The sequence below is a fragment of the Pyruvatibacter mobilis genome (assembly GCF_012848855.1).
Classification (GTDB): Bacteria; Pseudomonadota; Alphaproteobacteria; order CGMCC-115125; family CGMCC-115125; genus Pyruvatibacter; species Pyruvatibacter mobilis.
The window spans coordinates 1243613-1262442 of record NZ_CP051630.1 but is presented as its reverse complement, the minus strand read 5'-3'; the positions used below and the strand labels follow the sequence as shown (position 1 = coordinate 1262442).

The 18830-nt window shown below is 61.2% G+C and carries 18 protein-coding genes and 1 tRNA gene; 6 read left to right on the top strand and 13 right to left on the bottom strand.

The features are described 5' to 3' along the window. Window positions 1-67: 67 nt before the first annotated feature. Both HG718_RS05975 and HG718_RS05970 read left to right on the top strand, forming a co-directional pair. Window positions 68-1309, top strand: a complete 1242-nt coding sequence (locus HG718_RS05975) for a GNAT family N-acetyltransferase (protein WP_160587737.1) — start codon at window positions 68-70, stop codon at window positions 1307-1309. Next, window positions 1309-2232 (top strand): JmjC domain-containing protein, encoded by a 924-nt coding sequence (locus HG718_RS05970; RefSeq protein ID WP_160587736.1) that lies wholly within the window; start codon window positions 1309-1311, stop codon window positions 2230-2232. Before HG718_RS05975 ends, HG718_RS05970 begins: the two co-directional genes overlap by 1 nt. On the opposite strand, the gene HG718_RS05965 is transcribed toward HG718_RS05970, so the two are convergent. Beyond that, the gene (locus HG718_RS05965; protein ID WP_160587735.1) at window positions 2220-4385 is read right to left on the bottom strand and encodes a GumC family protein; all 2166 of its coding nucleotides are present in this window, start codon (window positions 4383-4385) and stop codon (window positions 2220-2222) included. The two genes, HG718_RS05970 and HG718_RS05965, sit on opposite strands and share 13 nt — an antisense overlap. Before the next feature lie 386 nt (window positions 4386-4771). On the opposite strand from HG718_RS05965, the gene HG718_RS05960 reads away from it, so the two are divergent. Genes HG718_RS05960 through HG718_RS05950 form a run of 3 tightly spaced genes read left to right on the top strand, consistent with a single transcriptional unit; the run spans window position 4772 to window position 7807 of the window. Next, a complete protein-coding gene (locus tag HG718_RS05960; protein WP_160587734.1) occupies window positions 4772-5281 on the top strand; it encodes a polysaccharide biosynthesis/export family protein in 510 nt (169 codons plus the stop codon). Between the two features lie 9 nt (window positions 5282-5290). Then, window positions 5291-6523 (top strand): glycosyltransferase family 4 protein, encoded by a 1233-nt coding sequence (locus tag HG718_RS05955; RefSeq protein WP_160587733.1) that lies wholly within the window; start codon window positions 5291-5293, stop codon window positions 6521-6523. Between the two features lie 3 nt (window positions 6524-6526). After that, on the top strand, window positions 6527-7807 hold the full coding sequence (locus tag HG718_RS05950) for an O-antigen ligase family protein (RefSeq protein WP_160587732.1): 1281 nt from the start codon (window positions 6527-6529) through the stop codon (window positions 7805-7807). A 27-nt stretch (window positions 7808-7834) separates the two neighbouring features. Here HG718_RS05950 and HG718_RS05945 read toward each other — a convergent pair. The 7 genes from HG718_RS05945 to HG718_RS05915 form a co-directional block, all read right to left on the bottom strand. Beyond that, window positions 7835-7911 (bottom strand) — tRNA-Pro (locus HG718_RS05945). Between the two features lie 101 nt (window positions 7912-8012). After that, complete coding sequence (locus tag HG718_RS05940; RefSeq protein WP_192928116.1) at window positions 8013-8504, bottom strand: MerR family transcriptional regulator; 492 nt, start codon at window positions 8502-8504, stop codon at window positions 8013-8015. 90 nt (window positions 8505-8594) lie between these two features. Continuing rightward, window positions 8595-8945, bottom strand: coding sequence for an integration host factor subunit alpha (locus tag HG718_RS05935; RefSeq protein ID WP_160587730.1), 351 nt, complete (start codon window positions 8943-8945; stop codon window positions 8595-8597). 119 nt (window positions 8946-9064) lie between these two features. Continuing rightward, entirely contained in the window at window positions 9065-10033 is a 969-nt protein-coding gene (locus HG718_RS05930) for a beta-ketoacyl-ACP synthase III (protein ID WP_160587729.1), read from the bottom strand. Further along, window positions 10030-11115 (bottom strand): phosphate acyltransferase PlsX, encoded by a 1086-nt coding sequence (gene plsX, locus HG718_RS05925; protein WP_160587728.1) that lies wholly within the window; start codon window positions 11113-11115, stop codon window positions 10030-10032. The genes HG718_RS05930 and plsX overlap by 4 nt, the downstream gene beginning before the upstream one ends. A gap of 175 nt (window positions 11116-11290) precedes the next feature. Next, window positions 11291-11848 carry a DUF177 domain-containing protein gene (locus tag HG718_RS05920; protein ID WP_160587727.1) on the bottom strand — a complete coding sequence of 186 codons (558 nt, stop codon included), beginning with the start codon at window positions 11846-11848 and terminating at the stop codon, window positions 11291-11293. 30 nt (window positions 11849-11878) lie between these two features. After that, window positions 11879-12439 (bottom strand): ubiquinol-cytochrome C chaperone family protein, encoded by a 561-nt coding sequence (locus HG718_RS05915; protein WP_160587726.1) that lies wholly within the window; start codon window positions 12437-12439, stop codon window positions 11879-11881. Window positions 12440-12728: 289 nt separating this feature from the next. On the opposite strand from HG718_RS05915, the gene HG718_RS05910 reads away from it, so the two are divergent. Further along, window positions 12729-13142 carry an outer membrane protein assembly factor BamE gene (locus HG718_RS05910; protein WP_160587725.1) on the top strand — a complete coding sequence of 138 codons (414 nt, stop codon included), beginning with the start codon at window positions 12729-12731 and terminating at the stop codon, window positions 13140-13142. A gap of 184 nt (window positions 13143-13326) precedes the next feature. Here HG718_RS05910 and HG718_RS05905 read toward each other — a convergent pair whose 3' ends face one another. The 5 genes from HG718_RS05905 to ribB form a co-directional block, all read right to left on the bottom strand. Then, a complete protein-coding gene (locus HG718_RS05905) occupies window positions 13327-15444 on the bottom strand; it encodes a sodium-translocating pyrophosphatase (RefSeq protein WP_027837760.1) in 2118 nt (705 codons plus the stop codon). A 238-nt stretch (window positions 15445-15682) separates the two neighbouring features. After that, entirely contained in the window at window positions 15683-16696 is a 1014-nt protein-coding gene (thiL, locus tag HG718_RS05900) for a thiamine-phosphate kinase (protein WP_160587724.1), read from the bottom strand. Further along, window positions 16697-17209, bottom strand: coding sequence for a transcription antitermination factor NusB (gene nusB / locus HG718_RS05895; RefSeq protein ID WP_036261212.1), 513 nt, complete (start codon window positions 17207-17209; stop codon window positions 16697-16699). Next, window positions 17206-17673 carry a 6,7-dimethyl-8-ribityllumazine synthase gene (gene ribH / locus HG718_RS05890; protein ID WP_160587723.1) on the bottom strand — a complete coding sequence of 156 codons (468 nt, stop codon included), beginning with the start codon at window positions 17671-17673 and terminating at the stop codon, window positions 17206-17208. The genes nusB and ribH overlap by 4 nt, the downstream gene beginning before the upstream one ends. Before the next feature lie 14 nt (window positions 17674-17687). Beyond that, entirely contained in the window at window positions 17688-18812 is a 1125-nt protein-coding gene (gene ribB, locus HG718_RS05885) for a 3,4-dihydroxy-2-butanone-4-phosphate synthase (RefSeq protein WP_160587722.1), read from the bottom strand. Between the last annotated feature and the right edge of the window lie 18 nt (window positions 18813-18830).

Genomic DNA, 18830 nt, shown 5'->3' with positions numbered 1-18830 from the left:
CGTCTGTTCCGCTTCAGGACAGATACGGGCGCATCACACATGGTTCCGCGCATAAACAGGACAGAAAATGGCGCTGATCTCCGATCATCCGACAGCCGCGCTCTCATTCAGGGACGCCGCCTGGCCTGCCGAAACTGCCGGCAATCCACGGTTTGCCACCCGCTGGCTAACCCATGAGGACGCAGCCGGCCCCCAGCGCAATGCCTGGCGCGAGTTAGCCGCTAATGCGAGCGAGCCAAACCCGTTCTACGAAGATCATCTGCTCCTGCCCGCTCTGCAGCATCTCTCAGGCAACACCGATATCCGCCTCCTTGCGATCGAGGACCGCCTTGAGCCAGGCCGGTTGATTGCCTTTCTGCCGGTCAAGGTCAGCCACACCTGCCGCGGCCTTCCCCTGCCGACAGCCACAGCGTGGCGATCGATCCACACCTTCCTCGCAACACCTTTGATCCGTAAAGGCTGCGAGTGGGACGGCATGCGCGCGATCGTCAGGTCACTGCGCCAGGCCGGCCTAAAGCTCATCCGTATGCCGCATATGGCCGCGGACGGGCCCGTGGCGGAAGCCTTGTCGGTCCTGACCAGCACGAACTCCCTCGCAGTCGCTACCTCCCGCAGCTTCGAGCGCGCCTTGCTCAAGAGCGGTCATGATGGCGAGAGCTACATCGCCGAGAGCGTATCCAAGAAGAAGCGCAAGGAATATGCCCGCCAAAGCCGCCGTCTGGCAGATCTGGGGGAAGTGACCTTCGAGACAGCCGACATGTGCGATGAGGCCGCTGTCGAAGGTATCGCCCTCGAGTTCCTGGAATTGGAATTGGCGAGCTGGAAAGGCCGCGCAGGCACGGCTATTGCGCAGCGCCCTGCAGAAGCACGGTTTTTCTTCGATGCCTGCCGCGCGGCCGCCGCCGCAGGGAAGCTTTTCCCGCTTACCATGCGCGTCGACGGCGCGCCTGTAACCACCATTCTCAACTTCGGTGGTAGCGGTTCAGACGGCACGGGACAGTTCTCGTTCAAGATTGCACATGACGAGAGCTACGCCCGTTACTCACCCGGCGTCTTGCTCGAGCTGGAATTGACCAGACGCTTGCTCGATACGCCTGGGATCGCATTTACAGATAGCTGCGCAAACCCCGACCACCCCATGATCGATCATCTGTGGCGTGAGCGACGGACAATGAAGGACGTGACCATCGCCACGTCCAAATTCGTTCCGTCTGCTGCGGTGCATTGGGCCGCGGCTGTCGACCGAAACGAGATTTCTGCCAAGCGCAGCCTGCGGGCCATAGTCGCCCGCATCAAACGGAGTGCATGATGAGCACGCACATTCACACCGCCCCGGAAAAGATCGAGATGAAGGTTGGCATGAGCCCCTTCACCCTCCGCCACGACCTTGCGGACAGTCCTCTGTTCACCCTCGAAGCCATGGCGGATCTCGCGGCCGACTTGCCGCGTGACAAGGTCGATTACAACCGGGCTGACCTGCCGGTAGATGTCCACGGCCTGCCTGTTCCCGGAAACGGCCTCAGCCCCGCAGAGACGGTTCGCAGCATTCGGGACAATGGCTCCTGGATGGTGCTGCAGGGCATTGAACACGCACCGGCATATCGTCACCTCATCGATGAGCTAGTCGATGAGATTGCCCGTCTGGCAGATGTCGCGCCATCCAGCTTCACCCACCGTGTGGGCTACGGCTTTGTCACATCCCCGGGCGGCGTCACGCCATACCATCTGGATTCGGAGCACAATTTCCTGCTTCAGATGTCAGGCACCAAGCGGATGACGATCCTGCCGGCGGAGGCATGCACCACGGCAGAAGATCTGGAAATTTCACCATCCAAGAGCCGCTACATCGAATACCGCCCGGCCTTCACACCCCTGGCGCAGACCTTCGATCTCGGCCCGGGAGACATGCTGTGCGTGCCCTTCAATGACCCGCACTACGTGGAAAACGGCGATCAGGTTTCCATTTCCATGGGCATCACCTTTCATGACGAGGCGAGCCTCAACCAGCGCAAGGTGCAGACGGTCAACCACATCATGCGCCGCATGGGGTTGCCGCAGCCGAAACCGGGCGTGAAGCCGCGTGCAGACAAGGCAAAGGCAGCAGCCTACACGGCGGTCAATATGGTTGTTGATCCGGTTCGGAAAAACCAGAAGGCGCGTCAGTTCGTGAAGCGTCATATCCTGCGCGGGGCGGCTCTGACACCAGGCACGACCGGCCCTCAGCCGACCTGAACCAAACCCGCACTCGGCGTCATCGGCAGGGACGGTGCAGTCCGGTCCCCGGCGGATACCAACACCAGCCCCGTGTCACACGCGCGGTCGATGGACATCGACAGCCCGGCAACCACGCTGTCTGCATCGGCAACAAGGATGATTGACGCCTGGTTCGACAACCCGGCCAGCGTCGACCGGATCAGGGCCGGGTCATCATGGATCGGGATCGTGCCCCAATCCACATAGCAAACCCGGCTTTGGCTCTCTGCCTGCATCACCTGCCCCAGGGAAGAGCGGCCACAGATCAAATCTGTAAAGCCTGGCGCACGCGAAGGCGCGCAGCCGACGACGAGAACACTGGCACCCGTCTGCGACAACAGCCGCGCCAGGCCAGCCAGTCCACGCGCGCCCGTACGTCCCGCACTCACCCGAACGAGATGTCCGCCCCGATTGATTGCAGGCCGTTGCCGGACGAACTGCAGGATTGTCTTGGCACCCTCGCCAAGCAGCCATTGGTCATGCGGGGTCAGATACGCCCCCGCAGGCAGACGTGCGATCATCTGTGTCACCGGCGCAGACGGCTGTGCCGGCGCGAAACCTCCCTGACCGGGCGGCGCCATCGGTGGTGGTGCCATGGGGTGCACGGAAGCCATCTGGGCCTGCTGTGACGCCGGCATTGCATAGCTGGCAGGAGGTGCAGGCTGATACGCAGGCTGCGCCATGACTGGCGGCGCAGTCGTAACCCGTGGACCGCGCCCCGCTTCCCGAACAGCGACCGGTCGCGGAACCGGTGCAAACATTTCGAAAGCCAGGATCAGCAACAAGCCAATCGTCAGCGACGCCATGAAGGCCAGCATCAACACCGGCCCCTTCTGCGGAAAGGACGGCGATTGCGGCGTCTCGGCACGCGAAATGATCCGCGCTTCGGGCCGTTGGATAAGCCGGTCATCGCGAGCCCCGGTCTCGCTCGCCCTCAACAGGAAGGATTCAAGGAGCCCCCGGTTGGCGGCAGCCTCACGCTCCAGTGCCCGCAACTCGCCCTCGCGCTGTTTCTCCCGTGTCACTTCAGATTTCAGGCGGGCAATGGATTGCCGCAATGAGCTTTCCCGGGCCGCGGCAACGCGCACTTCGTTTTCCAACCGCCTTACGATCTTGCCGACTTCGTCACCAATGGCGCGGCGCAGGTCATCCAGCTCGGCCTGCCGAGCGATCATGTCAGGGTGCTGCGGTAGCAGGTCTGCCGAAAGCTCCGTGATCTGACGTTGCAGCGCCACTTCCTGTTCACGCAATTGCTGGATCAGGCTGCTGTCCAGCACTTCCGATGATGTCTCAATGCCGCTGGGCGACTCCATCAGCATCCGCGCACTGTCGAGCCGCGCTTGCGCCTCGGACTTGGCTGCGCGAGCCAGAATGAGCTGTGTGTTGAGTTCTGAAAGTTCAGCAGACTTCAGCGTATTGCCATTGCTTTCGATCAAACCCGTCTTGCGGCGATACTCGGACACCGCATCTTCCGACGCCTTGACCTGCGCCCGCAGCTTTTCCACCTGCTGGTCCAGCCACGAACTGGCCCGCCGCGTTACAGTCACCTGCTGGTTCAGCTGATCGGCAATGTAGATATCGGCAATGGCATTGGCGATGATTGTGGCGCTTCGGGGATGCTCCGCCCAGAAATCAATCGCGATCACCCTCGAAGTACCGATCTGATAGACATTCAGACGCGAGAAATACGCGTCCATAACATCGCTCTTGCTGTTGGACCGGCTGCCGCCCAGACCAAAGAACCCCGTCGAGCTTGACGCGAACTCATCCCATTCTTCTAGCTTCAGCGTCGAAACAACATCATCGGCCAAAGAGCGCGACAACAGAACCTGGATTTCACTCTCGATCTTCTGCTGATCCGCTTCACGTACGGTCTGATTGCCCAGCGGATTGGTGGGATCCGGCGCGATACCTTCAATCAGCACACGGACTTCACCGGTGTATCGGGGGGAAACGGTCGACAGCGCAACATAGGCAAGCGCCATGGCGGCGCACACGAACAGGAAAAGGAAGCCCTTGCGGGCCCAGACACGCCCCGCAAGCGACCAGATATCCAGGGATGGCTCACCGCCATTCTCAGGCGATCCGGCCCTGCCGTCAGGCGCATATGTGCTGGATACAGCATAGGTCATCGATGCGCCGTACCGCCCTTTCTGCGCGCTGGATGGAAGCGCGCCCCCTTTAGGCCCGGCCATTCGGCCAGACTCGCAGTTTCGTCCACCTCGCTTTTTAGCCGCCTTAAGGTAACCGAGATGTTAACCGGGGCTGATTTCAGCGGATTTCCTCATCTGGCGAGCAGTCGGCTCACCTGTCCGCTAAGCGGATGGTAACCCTGCCCTGCCTAGTCTTTGGCCATTCTTGGGCATTCATTCGGGTGGTGACGATTTTGCGCGCGTATCTGCGGAGCCTGGCGGACATCCTTTCCGCCTACCGAAAGCTGGCACTCTTGCTGGTTCTCTCAGCAGGCCTCGCCGCCTGCTCGGGCAGTCCTGCCCCGACCGTTCCCGCCCCTCAACCCATGCCGGCGTCCCAGGCAGGCCCGGCCAGCGACGCTGCCCCGGCTGCTGTGTCCCAGTACCGATTGGACTCCGGTGACGAATTGCGGGTGATCGTTTTCGGGCAGGAACGTCTTTCTGGTACGTTCCGCGTCGATGATGCAGGCGCCATTTCCATGCCGCTGTTGCCGCCTGTGGGTGTGCGCGGCTTGACAGCCCTTGAGACCAAGGCAGCCATTGAGCAGGCCCTGTCACAAACCCTGCTCCGCAACCCCAACGTCTCGGTTCAGGTCGCCACCTTCCGTCCGTTCTTCATCCTGGGTGAAGTCAATTCTCCGGGCCAGTATCCCTATGTCGCCGGAATGACAGTCGAAACAGCCGTAGCCATTGCTGGCGGCTACACCTATCGGGCCAACACATCGCGCGCCCGCATCACCCGTGGCGGTCACGCCACCAAACAGGAATTCAAGGCAGACCCGACAGCAGCCGTCTTTCCCGGTGACACCGTGTTCATTCGCGAGCGCTTCTTCTAGGGCACGGCCATGACCAGCACCGAAGCACTGACCTTACGCGTCAACCACCGAGACCTCGACATCCTCCATGTGCTGCGCGCGCCCATCGGCGGGCTGATGCGCCATGTGGAAGACCTTGTCCGGGGCCAGGTGGATGCAGGCCACAGGGTCGGCCTGCTGTGTTCGTCAGCGGATGCAACGCCCGCAACCACGGCACGTCTTGAGGCACTCGCGCCACTTCTGGCGCTGGGACTTCATAAAACGCCCATTCGCCGCCTGCCCTCCTGGTCTGACCTGTCGGCCATTGGCCGGGTACGCGGCCTTGTCCGCCATCACGGCATTGACGTTGTCCATGGCCATGGCGCCAAGGGCGGCCTTTTGGCCCGGCTTGCCTTGCCCCGCCACCGCGACCGCGGCCCCTTCGCCGACACGCGCGCCGTTTACACGCCGCATGGCGGCTCGCTCCATTACGAGCCGGGAAGCCTGGCAGGACTCGTGTTCCTCAATGCTGAACGCTGGCTCGCTTCCCGCACCGATGCCTTCATTTTCGAAAGTCTCTTTGCCCGCGAGGCGTTCGCCTTCAAGGTGGGGCGCATCGGCGGTTTTTCGCGCATCGTCCACAACGGCATAGGCCCCGGTGACTTTGCACCTCTCCCGGAGGCGGAACCGCTCTATGACATTGCGTTTGTCGGTGAACTGCGGCTTCTGAAAGGCGTCGAAGACCTGCTCCGGGCTTTAGCGCAACTCAAGGGCCGGGACATCAAGGCTGTCATCGCGGGTGATGGTCCGGACCGTGACTATTTCAAATCCCGCGCCTGTGATCTGGGGATCGCCCATATGGTGACTTTCCCAGGCATGGTGCCTGCGCGCGAGATCTTCGCCCAGTCTCGCATGCTGGTCGTGCCCTCCTACGCTGAGTCCCTGCCCTATGTCGTTCTCGAAGCCGCGGCGGCCGGTATCCCGCTGGTCGCCACGCGGGTGGGCGGCATCCCTGAGATCTTCGGGTCACAGTCAGCGCGCCTCGTCTCGCCACACGACCTCGAGGATTTAACCGCGGCCATCAGCAACACACTGGATGATGCCGCCGCAGCCGCCCGAACTGCCGCTGAGCTCCGCACGAGCGTTGCCCGGCACTTCTCGATCGGCCAGATGATCGACGGCGTGGACGAAGTCTATCGTGTGGCACTACAGAGGGTCGAAGGCCCCTATGCGACGCATGTCGAGGATGCCGATACGACGCGCACCGCTGTCAGCGGAGGCTGACCGATGAGCATGGGCATTGCCGCTTCAGAACTGCCGGGACACGGCCCGGCCTCGCAGGGCTGGAGCCAGGGCATCGACATCGCGAACACGCGGTTTGCTGCCGTACTCCTTTTCTGCGTAACGGCAATTTCCCACTACGTTCTGCGCGAGCCTGCGCCTTACGACCTTCTGCTGGTGGCGACGGCCGGAACGCTATTCCTCCTGGGCCTCCGTATTCCACGTGGTCTGGCGGTTCCGGCAACGGGCATGATCCTCATCCTCTGTGGTTACATGATCGGGGGCACACAGGCACTCTATGTGGATCTGTCGATCACTTTCCTTCAGACATCCACCTACCTCACCCTCACCTTTATCTTCTTCGCCTCGGTCATCGCAGCCTCACCCGACCGCGCACTCGGCGCACTCTGGGCAGGTTACCTCGTGGCGGCTGTCTGCACGGCAGGGCTCGGCATAGGGGCCTATCTCAACGTGATCCCCGGCGGTGACATCCTTCTCGGTGCGGGACGTGCCAAGGCACTCTTTGAAGATCCCAACGTGTACGGACCATTCCTTGTGGCACCGGTGCTGTATGCCTTCTGGCGCATGAGCACCGGTAGCATGAAGTCCACGCTTCTTTTCTGGGGACCAGTCACGGTGCTCCTGGCTCTGGGACTCTTCCTCAGCTTCTCACGAGGCGCCTGGCTGCACCTGCTCCTGTCCGCCGCGATCTTTGCTATCCTGGCAAGCCTGTCGCCGGAAACCAGGCGTCAGCGCGCCCGGATCGCCGGAATTGCTGTCATGCTGGGTGTTGCCTTGTTCTTTGCCATCGGTTGGGCAGCCACCATTCCCGAAGTCAGGGACCTATTGGAAGCCCGTCTGGGCCTGCAGAGCTATGACACGCGCGAAGGCGGCCGTTTTACCGGTCATGCAAACGCCCTGAGGCACGCCCTGCAGCACCCCTTCGGTATCGGCCCCAACAATTGGGGCATGATCGCCGGGCTCGACACTCACAACATCTATCTCAACGTGTTTGTGGCCGGCGGCTTCATCAGCATAGCAGGACTGCTCACGGCCCTTGGTGCCACCATCATCAAGGGCTACCGCTACGCTCTTACCGGCCCACGCCGCGGCGTCTTCCTTGTGGCCTACGCGACCTTCATCGGCCTGTTCGCTGAATCGATCATCATCGACAGCAACCACTGGCGCCACATGTACCTTCTGATGGGCATGATCTGGGGTCTGATGCTTGCAGCGCCGCGAGTTCGGCACCGCGCCGGGAGCACACATCAAAAAAGCCGGGCCTGACCCCGCAAGGTCCGACCCGGCTCTTGATGGTCGGAGCGGCCGGATTTGAACCGACGACCCCTTGTCCCCCAGACAAGTGCGCTACCAGGCTGCGCTACGCTCCGATATGGCTTTCCGGCAGGCTGCACTGCCGGAAAGGAGGCGGACTATAGGGGCCTGAACCAATGTCCGCAACGCCCAAAACCCGCGAATTTGTCGCCTTCGTTCAAGCCTGAATGGCAGTTCGTGCGGCCTCCAGCCGCGCCTTCAGGCCTTCAAGCTCATCGAGGATATTCTCCAGCTTGTCCTGCTGTTCCTCGGTCAATGGCTGTGGTGGAAACGGCGCCGGCGCCAGATGTTGAGGAGTGGCGTCTTCAGGCTGCGCTGATGCTGCCGGATCCCCATCGACGGAAACACCCGCTGCTTCGCCGCCCTGATCCTGGGGCGCAGGAGCACCATCGGCCTCCATCGCCGCCAGCTCAGCTTCCAGCTCCTCGCGGCCGATCTCTGTCACATGGCGCAGGCCCTGCTCACGCAAGACCTTCTGCACCCCTTTGATCGTATAGCCATCGTGGTAGAGCAGCGTGCGGATGCCCCGCAGAAGGTCGATGTCTTCCGGCCGGTAGTAGCGCCGACCGCCGCCCCGCTTCAGCGGCTTGATCTGCGTGAACTTCGTCTCCCAGAAACGCAGCACGTGCTGGGGCACGTCCAGTTCCATGGCGACTTCTGAAATCGTACGGAATGCGTCGGGAGACTTTTGCACGGTGGAATGGCCCTCAGGCCCGGAATCCGGACTCACGGATCAGCCTTACGCGGAGTCGCTGCCGGATGTATCGGACGCAGCGCTGGTCACACCCTCATCCCGCGGAGCGGATTTGTTGACCCGGTCCTTGAGCACATGGCTGGGGCGGAAAACGAGCACACGCCGTGGCTTGATGGGAACTTCCTCACCCGTCTTCGGATTACGGCCGACGCGGCCACCCTTCTCGCGAACGGCAAAGGCACCGAAGGACGACACCTTGACGGTTTCGCCCTGCTCCAGGCTCGAGGAAATCTCTTCGAGCACCCGTTCCACGAAATCAGCAGACTCGTTCCGGGAAAGGCCGACTTCCTGATAGACGGCCTCGCTCAGATTCGCGCGTGTAAGTGTACGTCCCATGGGGTGTTTGTACTCCTGCCCAAGCAGGGCTGCAAGCATCTTAAGGCCGGAAAAATACCGGCACAGCAACAGGTTATCAGCAAAACTTAACGTGAGGGAACATCCCTGCGACGCCGTGCTTACCAGCGCACGAGCGCGGACCCCCAAGTAAACCCGCCGCCCATGGCCTCAAGCAGCACCATGTCGCCCTGCTTTATGCGCCCGTCCTTGACCGCAACATCCAACGCGAGCGGCACGGAGGCAGCTGATGTGTTGGCATGCTGCGCCACCGTCACCACCACACTCTCAGGCTTGAGCCCGATACGCTTGGCCGTCGCATCAAGGATGCGCTTGTTCGCCTGATGGGGGACAAACCAGTCAATGTCCTTGGCCTCGAGCCCTGTTGCATCCAGCGCCTCGTCGATCGCCTCGGCGATGTTGACGACCGCGTGGCGGAAAACTTCCTTGCCCTCCATCCGAAGGTGACCGACAGCGCCACGGGACGGACCGCTATCCACATACAGCTTGTCGCGATACCGCCCGTCGGAATGCAGATGCGAGGTCAGAACGCCGCGATCCTTGTTTGTCCCGTCACCTTCGCCCTTCTGCATCACGATGGCACCGGCACCGTCGCCAAAAAGCACAGCTGTCGTCCGGTCTTCCCAATCGAGGATGCGCGAGAAGGTCTCAGCACCAATCACCAGCACATTCTCGGCCTGTCCCGCCTTGATGAAATTATCAGCCGTTGCAACGGCATAGACAAAGCCGGAGCACACCGCCTGCATGTCGAATGCAAATCCGCGCTCGATACCAAGCTGTGCCTGAATGACAGTTGCTGTTGCGGGAAAGGTATCGTCTGGCGTGGCCGTCGCAACGATGATCAGGTCGATCTCATCCGCATGCACCCCGGAGTTCTTCAGGGCTTCACGGGCAGCCGCGGTCCCGAGATCAGAGGTCAGCTCGCCCTCGGCAGCGATGTGCCGCTGCTTGATACCCGTACGGGCGGTAATCCAGTCATCTGAGGTGTCCACAAGCGTGGCCATCTCGGCATTGGTGATTATACGCTCGGGCAGATACGCGCCCACGCCCTTGACTACTGATCGGATCATTCCGTCCCCGTCTCCGCCGTCTGCGGTATGGCAGAGGCTTCAGCTGCCGCCGTTTCCGTCCGGGCGCCATGCACCCGTTCAAGATCAGCGGCGATCTTCTTGATGATGTCGTTGCGCGCCATGTCGATCGCGAGGTCAAGCGCAGCAGCAATGCCTTCCGCGGTTGCCGAGCCATGGCTCTTCACCACAACCCCGTTGAGGCCGAGGAAGACACCGCCATTGACCTTGGACGGATCCATGCGCTGGCGCAGCACATTGAAGGCACCACGGGCCAGCAGATAGCCGATACGGGAGGCCAGCGACCGGCGCATGGCATTGGATAGATAATCCGCGATCAGCCGGGCCGTGCCCTCTGCTGTCTTCAGGGCCACATTGCCCGTGAACCCGTCTGTCACCACGACATCAACGGTGCCTTTGGAGATGTCGTCACCTTCGACAAAGCCGTGGAAATCGAAATTGAGATCAGCCTCGCGCAGGAACTGCGCGGCGCCCTTGATCTCCTCGTTGCCCTTCATCTCTTCGGCACCGATGTTGAGAAGGCCGACGCTGGGCTTGAGCTGACCAAGCGCGGTGCGTGCCATGGCCTCGCCCATGATGGCGAAATTCACCAGGTTCTTCTGCTCCGCAACCACGTTGGCCCCGACATCAAGCACGATGCTCTCACCGCGCATGGTGGGCCAGATGGCGGCAATGGCCGGCCGCTCGATCCCCGGCATCGTCTTGAGGATCATGCGCGACATGACGGTCAGCGCACCCGTATTGCCGCAGCTCACCGCAGCCTGCGCCCGGCCTTCCCTAACGGCATCAATCGCCAGCCACATGCTCGACACCCGACGCCCGGCACGCAGTGCCTGGCTCGGCTTGTCGTCCATTGAGACAGCAACATCAGTGTGGTGAATCGTGGAGACCGCAGCCAGGGCGTCATCAGTCTCAAGCAGCGGCTTCAGCTGGGCTTCGTCGCCGTGAAACTCGTAATGCACGTCCGGCTGGCGGATGCGCGCTATACCGGCGCCCTTGACCACAGCCTCACAGCCCAGATCGCCGCCCATGGCATCCAGCGCGATGGTAATGCCGCCCGCCAAACAGATCTCCATTTTCTGAAAAGCCGGGCAGCGCAGCTATGGCACACCCGCCTAAGAGACAGATCGACTGCGCACTGGGTAAGCACCGAATCCCGGAAACATCTTCCCCCGCGCAGGCGGCAGGCACCATAAAGCAACCGGGCGGCAACTCAACTGCGATGCTATTTACTTGAAATTATTGGGGTTTCCCGTCTGTCTTCAGCGCCTCGAGCACCGCAAAGGGGGATGGTTCCCCTTCAGAAACTGCCTCCTCGGGAATCACTGCGTCCGGCAAACGCGGATAGGGGTCGAGTGCCAGTGACAGATATTGCACTGCAACCTCCCCGGCATCGAAGCTGGTCCCGTTGGGCCCGCCAAGCGGTTCCGGTGCGTCTTCCTCGGACGACAGCTCAAGATCTTCGCCCGGTGATACGTCTTCGATCAGCTCCGCCGGCAGGAACCGGACCTCGAACCGGTCCGACACCTGTGCCGGGACAGCGTCCAGGCTGACAACGCACGTCTGCACGACATCTGCTTCAAGCCTGCCCTGCAAAAGCGCGCCCTTGCCGCGCGACGGGGTCACGTCGATTTCTACGGTCAATCGCGGCAGCGCCTGCAACTCCAGGCGCTTAGCAATGGCCGCCCGCTCCTTCTCATTCGGCTCAAGAACATGACGCACACCGTCCTGGGGCAAGGACGCGATATCGACGGGGAAGGAAAATTCCGGCGCTGTCTGGTTGGCTTTCTTCACCATGAGACTTCTCTCCTGCGATCTGCGGCGGGCTTAAGCGGCAGCCACATCGGGGGCCGGGAAGCGCAGCCGGCCGGCGCACACATCGTCAAGCGACTGGGTGGCAAGCTCTTGCCTGGCCGCCCTCATGTAACCGGCCAACGCTGCAACCTGTTCCATGGGCGCTTCCTGAGCCGCGAATATGTTCCGCGCAATTGCCTCTTGAAGAACCATGTCGTCATCCGCTTCAAGCCCGGCATCATAGGCGTCACCCCGGCCATAGAACTTGGCTGCCATCTTCTGGATGCGCTTGCCGATGCCCATGTCACCAACACCCATCTCACGAAGAGCCTGATCCATGTCCCGGAACATATGATCGAACAGGTCCTGGGACAGCGCCTCAGCAGTCTCACCGCCATGACGCAGCCGGGCGACCACCAGGTAGGTATGGAGAATGACCATGTCGAACCGCCCGTCCACCGTGTCCGGCACCTTCAGCTTGGCAAAGAAGTAAGGCTGCCGCGCCTGCGCCATGATGGTGCCATAGAGCGCCCGCAGAACAGGATCGTTCTTTCGGCGCGCCCGGAAGGTGGCGAGAAGTCGGTCGAGAAACATGGGAAGCAGACCTTTCTGGCAGACAATGCCGCACTGGATTAAGCCCTTATGTGCCCCTTGCCAATACGTGCCCCTTGCCAAGTGCCGCCCCGCTCTTCATGAATTGGGGAAGAGTCGAGGGAGGCCGGGCCGCGCGGCGATGGCGCGTAGCTATACCCGGACATGACCACGCGCATGGAGATGCACACCCATGAAGATGACTGCCCGCCGGCCGGTTGCAAGCCCGCTGCGTCCGCACACCGCACTCAGGAGCCTTATGCTTGGGGCCACCCTTGTCGCAGGTCTGACCATGGCCGCATGTTCTCCCACGGTCAGCCAGCGCGGCTACGTGCCTAATGAGGACCTTCTCAAGGAAATCCGCATCGGCATCGACAACAAGGACAGCGTGCTGACCACTTTCGGCTCTCCCTCCACCGTGTCAACGGTGGACGCCAGTTCCTGGTACTACATCTCCAGCATCCACGAGCAGACAGCCTTCTTCGCCGAAGAAGCCGTCGACCGCGAGATTGTCGCCGTCTATTTCGACGAAAACGACAATGTGGAGAAGCTCGGCTACTACGGCCTTGAAGACGGAAAAATCGTGAACTTCATTGATCGTGAGACCCCCACCCGAGGCAAGGAACTCACATTCCTCCAGCAGATGTTTGGCAATATTGGCCGCTTCGGCCAAGGCGCCCGACCTGACCCGACACCGGGTCGCTAATCGAGTTCTTGGAGAACTGGAGAAGGCTTAGCTGACAAACGCTCCACGCATTTCTTGATATCAAGATTGTCGCGAACTGCTGGCACGTGAAGGCGGACTCTGTGACGACCAACTGGTCGATCCAAGAATAAAGGCGGCGCTCCGAGGAACGCCGCCTTTCTTGTTTGTGTGACTTACCAACCCGCTAGTGAGCAAGAACCGCCAGCAGCAGCAGGGCCACGATGTTGGTGATCTTGATCATCGGGTTCACGGCCGGGCCGGCCGTGTCCTTGTAGGGATCACCAACAGTGTCGCCGGTGACGGCAGCCTTGTGAGCTTCCGATCCCTTGCCGCCATGGGCCCCGTCCTCGATCACCTTCTTGGCGTTATCCCAGGCACCACCACCGGCGGTCATGGAAATGGCCACAAAGAGCCCCGTAACGATCACACCAAGCAGCATGGCACCCAGCGCCGAGAACGCCGCTGACTTATCGGCAACCGCAGAGATGATGAAGAACAACACCACAGGCGACAGCACGGGCAGCATGGACGGAATGATCATTTCCCGGATCGCCGCCTTGGTCAGCAGGTCAACGGCCTGGCCGTAATCCGGCTTCTCCGTCCCCTGCATGATGCCCGGCTTGGCTTTGAATTGCCGCCGCACTTCCTCAACGATCGCCCCGGCAGACCGGCCAACGGCCATCATGCCCATGGCACCGAAGAGATAAGGCAGCATGCCGCCGACCAGCAGGCCAACCACCACATAGGGGTTGGACAGCGAGAAGTTGACATCAATGCCCGCGAAATACGGATAGGCATCCGGGCTGGCAGCGAAGAACTTGAGGTCCTCCGTATACGCTGCAAACAGCACCAGCGCACCAAGACCTGCGGACCCAATGGCGTAGCCTTTGGTCACAGCTTTGGTGGTATTACCAACCGCGTCCAGTGCATCCGTCGTCTTGCGGACGCTGTCATCAAGTTCAGCCATCTCGGCAATGCCACCGGCATTATCCGTGACCGGACCGAACGCATCGAGCGCCACGACCATGCCGGCAAGCGCCAGCATTGTGGTCACCGCGATGGCGATGCCGAAGAGCCCAGCCAGGTTGAAGGTCACGATGATGCCCGCAACGATAACGATGGCAGGCAGTGCCGTAGCTTCAAGCGATACAGCCAGCCCCTGGATCACATTGGTCCCGTGGCCGGAGTTGGACGCCTCGGCAACCGACTGCACCGGGCGGTAATTCGTGCCTGTGTAGTACTCGGTGATCCAGATGATCAGGCCGGTAATGACCAGACCCAGCACGCCACAGATATAGAGATCCTGACCTGTAAAGCTCAGGCCGTTGGTCTGCGTGTACGTCGTAGCAAGCCCAAGCACTTCGTCTGTGACGAAGTACAGCGCGATGAGTGACAGGATTGCCGATGCTATGAAGCCCTTGTAGAGCGCCCCCATGATCGACCCGCCGGAGCCGAGCCGCACAAAGAACGTGCCGATGATGGACGTCACGATGCAGGTCGCACCGATCACCAGCGGATAGATCATCATCGTGGCACCGGCGGTGCTGACGAAGAAGATCGAAGCCAGCACCATGGTGGCCACAATGGTCACCGCATAGGTTTCGAAAAGGTCGGCGGCCATGCCGGCACAGTCACCGACATTGTCACCCACATTGTCGGCGATAGTAGCGGGATTGCGGGGATCATCTTCCGGGATACCCGCTTCCACCTTGCCCACGAGGTCACCGCCCACGTCCGCACCCTTGGTGAAGATGCCGCCGCCAAGTCGGGCGAAGATCGAAATGAGAGACGCACCGAAGCCGAGCGCCACAAGCGCATCAATCACCTGACGCGACGTCGCGTCATGGCCGAGAACATCAGTCAGCACGTAGAAATAGACAGCCACGCCGAGAAGGGCGAGACCGGCCACAAGCATGCCCGTCACCGCACCAGACTTGAAGGCAATGCCCAGTCCGGCCGCGAGGCTCTCCGAAGAGGCCTGCGTGGTGCGCACATTGGCACGCACCGACACGATCATGCCGATATAGCCGGCCGCACCGGACAGCACCGCACCGGCCGCGAAACCGACGGCGGTCAACGCGCCCAGCAGCCACCACACAACGGCGAAGATCACAATGCCGACGAGACCGATCGTGGTGTACTGGCGGTTGAGGTAAGCAGATGCGCCTTCCTGGATGGCGCCTGCAATTTCCTGCATGCGCGCATTCCCCGGACTCGCCGCCAGCACGGAGCGGATCGCCCACGCCCCATAGACGAGCGAAAGAGCGCCAGCGGCCAGAATGGCCATCATGGTAGTACTCATTCAGATGTTTCCCCTGACAAGGCACGCCGGTTGAGCCCGGCGCACCGCATTTTGGTTTTGGTTGCTACAGGGAATACGCAACACAGACCGGCCGGAAAATGTCCGCCCTAAGGTCCAACCCCGCATTTTTATGGCTTAACCATGCCAAAGGTCCCAAGGCATGGCAACACGCCTCACGACCTACAAACATGTCAGAAAAGCCGCAGAAAACCGGTGATTTGCGAAGCTCGCCAAGCGGCTAGAAGTGACGGAAGCCTTGGCTGGGCACTGTAAGCACGTCGCCAGCGGAATCACGCAAGATAACTGTGCCGGCGGGCCCCGTCCCTACATGCCCGATGCGCGTCACTGGCGTGTCGCTCGCACCAGCCAATTCGGCAAGCGCATCTGAATTATCCGTAGACGTCGTAAAAAGGATCTCATAATCGTCACCCGCCCCCATCAAGGACAGGTGAAGATCCGCGTTCCCCTTTACCAACCGCGCTGCAGACCCGGAGAGAGGCACGCGGTCGAACGAAACATCGAGGGACACACCCGATACCGTTGCGAGATGCCCTGCATCAGCCAGCAAGCCATCCGACACATCAAGCGCGGACGACGCAAATGCGCCAAGACCGGCGCCGAACGCATGGCGCGGCGTCGGCACCCGATACCGTTCAACAAGAGGCTGGCGGCGCCCCAGCGGCACCATGCCCAACTCACCCTTGAGTATCTTCAGGCCAAGGGCCGCATCGCCAATTGTGCCCGTCACATAAAGCCCATCCCCAGGCTGGGCACCCGAACGGCGTACCAGCCCATGCGGGCCGACCCTACCAAAAGCGGTCAACGAAAAACTGTCCGGCCCGGGCGATCTGACCGTATCCCCCCCAATCAGGGGCGCGCCAAAAAGCGCAAGATCATCAGCAAGCCCCGAAGCAAAGGCCTCGATCCAACTCACGTCGCGGTCCCTGTTGAATGCCGCGGAGAGCTGCAGCCCAGACACTTGCGCGCCCTTGGCCGCGATATCCGAGACATTCACCCGCACAAGCTTGCGCGCAATCGTGTCGGGAGGATCATCCGGCAAAAAATGCACTCCGGCCACGATCATGTCACTCGTGACGCAGACACGATTATCCGTGTCCGGAACAAGCCCCACATCGTCGGTCAGTTGAAAGCCGTGTGCCGCGTCAGACAGCGGGGCAAACAATCGGGCAATCAGCTCGAACTCGCCAAAACCCGCAGCGTTATTGTCCCTGCCCTCGCCAGGTCTGCCCATTCAGACGTCGCCCAGAAGCTCTCGCGCAAGGCGGTCCAGAACCGCATTCACAACCCGCGGCTCATCCTTCTCGAAGAAGGCCTTGGCGACAGTCACATACTCATTGATCACGGCCTTGGGCGGAACATCCGACCGTCCGTAGATCTCAAACGTTCCTGCTCTCAGGATGGCACGCAGCGTTGCATCCAGGCGCGGCAGCCGCCAACCCTTGGCCAGAGCCCCATCAATGGAAGGGTCAATGTCGCCCTGGCGCTCAACAACTCCCCGGACGATGCTTTCAAAGAAGTCTGCATCCGCCGGCAGGTCTTCAGCCAGCTCCTCCGCTGTATCACCATCATAGGCGCGGCCCAGCCGCGCCGCCCGGAATTCGGCAATGACGTCGCCGATATCAGCACCGCCAACATCCATCTGATAAAGGGCCTGCACGGCCGCAAGGCGCGCATTGCTGCGGGCCTGATGTCGCTCAGACACCTTGCCGGCCTTTTCGTCGGACGTGTTGGAAGCCTCACTCAAAGCCCGTCCACCTTCATCTCACGCTTGTGGGCGATCATCGCCAATGCCGCGGCAGCGGCAGCCCCACCCTTGTTCTTGTCATCTACCTTTGCACGCGCCCAGGCCTGGTCCGAATTCTCAACGGTCTGGATACCGTTACCCAGGGCCAGCGCGTGATTGACGGAAAGGTCCATCAAGGCGCGGGCGCTTTCAAACGCAACGATATCAAAATGCGCCGTCTCGCCGCGAATGACGCAGCCAAGGGTGACAAAGCCATCATAGTACTTTTGCCGCCCCGTTACCTGCATTGTCCTCAGCGCATAGGCTACAGCCGCTGGAATCTCCAGCACGCCGGGGACTTCCATCCGCTCATAGGTGCCGCCCTGGGCCTCGATTTCAGCGATGGCGCCACGCGCCATCTCATCAGTGAGTTCCGGATAGAAACGCGCTTCGATGATCAGAATATGGGATGCTTTGTTGGACATGTCTTCTTCTGAATTTACTTGGCACCGGTGGGAATGGCCCGTTGGCCCACCACTTCAAGGCCGTAGCCATCAATGCCGACAATTGTGGGATTGGGAGAATTAGAAAGCAGCTCCATCCGGGTAATCCCCAAATCAAGCAGGATCTGTGCCCCGATGCCGTACTCACGCAGCCGCCTCGGCCCGTGGTCCTTGCGGGCTTCGCCGTCGCTCATCAGCATGTCGGACACAACCGTCGCTTCGGTATCGCGAATGATGACAATCACCCCGCGTCCCTCACGGTCGATCTCCTTCATACTCTCTTCCACGAGATGCGCGCGACCGCCCTTGGCACCAAGAATGTCGTCAAAGACATTAATTGCATGCATACGCACCAGCACCGGATCAGGCGTCGAGATATCACCCTTCACCAGCGCGATATGTTCCGCATACTGAACTGTATTTTTGTAGACCATCAGGCGGAACTCACCGGCACCTTCCGTCTCGATGGTGCGGTCGACGGCGCGCTGCATGAAGTTGTCATGCTTGCGGCGATAGGCAATCAGGTCAGCGATGGTCGCGACCTTGAGGTTGTGCAGCTGGGCAAACTGCACGAGGTCCGGCAGACGGGCCATGGTCCCGTCATCGTTCATGATCTCGCAGATCACACCGGCCGGGTTCAACCCGGCAAGCCGCGCCACGTCAACGGCCGCTTCCGTATGACCGGCACGCACCAGCACCCCGCCCTGCTTTGCAACCAGCGGAAACACATGACCTGGGGTGGCAATGTCAGCGGCATTCTTCGTGGGATCAATGGCAACGGCGATCGTGTGTGCCCGGTCGTGGGCGGAAATACCGGTGGTCACCCCTTCCCGCGCCTCGATCGAGATCGTGAACGCCGTCTGGTGCCGCGACTGGTTATGCGCCGACATCAGATGCAGGTTCAGCTGGTCGGCACGGTCCTGCGTCATCGAGAGGCAGATCAGGCCGCGGCCGTATTTGGCCATGAAATTGATGGCGTCAGGTGTTGCCATCTGGGCGGGGATAACCAGGTCACCCTCGTTCTCGCGGTCTTCCGCATCCACCAGGATGAACATCTTGCCGTTGCGGGCGTCCTCGATGACATCCTCGATCGGTGACAGATATTGGCTGAACTCGCTCATGGGTGCTCCTGCGCCGGC